At 60.3% G+C, this 1277-nt stretch carries 1 protein-coding gene; it reads right to left on the bottom strand.

All coding sequences use genetic code 11. From position 1 onward, the window contains the following. Positions 1-18 precede the first annotated feature (18 nt). On the bottom strand, positions 19-1077 hold the full coding sequence (locus GGQ98_RS18085) for an IS110 family RNA-guided transposase (RefSeq protein WP_184072070.1): 1059 nt from the start codon (positions 1075-1077) through the stop codon (positions 19-21). Positions 1078-1277 lie beyond the last annotated feature (200 nt).

Genomic DNA, 1277 nt, shown 5'->3' with positions numbered 1-1277 from the left:
TTGAGGCTCCTATATTTGTCAAGCGATGGCCAGGGGTGTTTGTGAGCGACACAGGTGGGCGAAGATTTCGCGGACGATGTATCGCTTGAGGCAGCGGATGATTTCGCGGTTGCTCTTGCCGTCTTTCTTGCGTTTGCTGACATAGGCAAGTGTGGGTGGGTGGTTACGCATGCGAACGATCGCGACGCGATAAAGGGCGGCATTGGCTTGTCGGCTACCTCCGCGATTGAGACGGAAGCGATTGGTTTTTCCGCTCGACGCGGGGATTGGGCAGACGCCACACAGCTTTGCGAGCGCGGCCTCGGAACGGATCCGAGTTGGATCGTCGCCAACGAGGATGAGCATTTCAGCCGCCGTCATCGTAGCGATTCCATGGGCTGCGATCAGTGTTGGCGCGCGGACAGCGACGAGTTGCTCAAGTGCTTTGTCGTGAGCCTGGATTTCGTCATGCAGCGTGAGCCAGCGCTGTGCCAAGGCACGCATGGCGGTTTTGGCCGACGCCGTCGTTGAGGTGAGTGCCCCGGGCCTGAACGCTGCGATATGCCGGATGAGCGCGATTTTGCCGCTGATCTGATCGATTGCGTCGCGAAGCGACGCGGGCGCGTTGATCATCAGGGTCTTCAGCGTCACCATAGCCTGCGACCGGCTTTTGACCGCCGTGTCGCGGGCGATCTTGAGATGCCGGATCATCTCGACCGACCCGCTCTGCGTTTTGGGTTCGGCAATGGCTTGCCCGGAGAGCACCGAACGGGCGGCGCCCTCGGCGTCGAGGCTGTCGGTCTTGCCATGCTGATAGCGAAGCTGTCGATTGGGTCGCGTGACCTCGACGACCTTGTGGCCCTGGGCAAGAAGATGGCGCGATAAGCCGGCACCATATGATCCAGTACCCTCAATGCCGAAGGCTGTGACTGCGCCAACGCCACGCGCCCAGTCTTCGAGCGCGAGATAGCCTTTCGTTGTCGCTGGAGCTGAGAAGGCTGCCAGCCGACTTCCGTGGGTATCGATTGCCACCGCGACATGCGTGGCCTTATGAGTATCGACGCCGATGATTACGGTACTGGTTGTTGTGTCGGTCATGTCCTGTCCTCTCTACGCGGTGCCCGGGCACCGCGTAGAGAGGACAGGACTGTGAAGGGGCGAACCCGTCAGGCTCCTATGAAGTCACATCTCGCCCGTTGCCGGGGCGACCTGATGGCCGACACGTCAACGCAATGACACGTGGTCAATCGTAGCATGGGTCAGACCATCAAGCCGTCGCAGATTATCACAGTCGTAGC

The sequence above is a fragment of the Sphingosinicella soli genome (assembly GCF_014199685.1).
Classification (GTDB): Bacteria; Pseudomonadota; Alphaproteobacteria; order Sphingomonadales; family Sphingomonadaceae; genus Sphingosinicella; species Sphingosinicella soli.
This window is presented reverse-complemented; position numbering and strand designations above follow the sequence as displayed.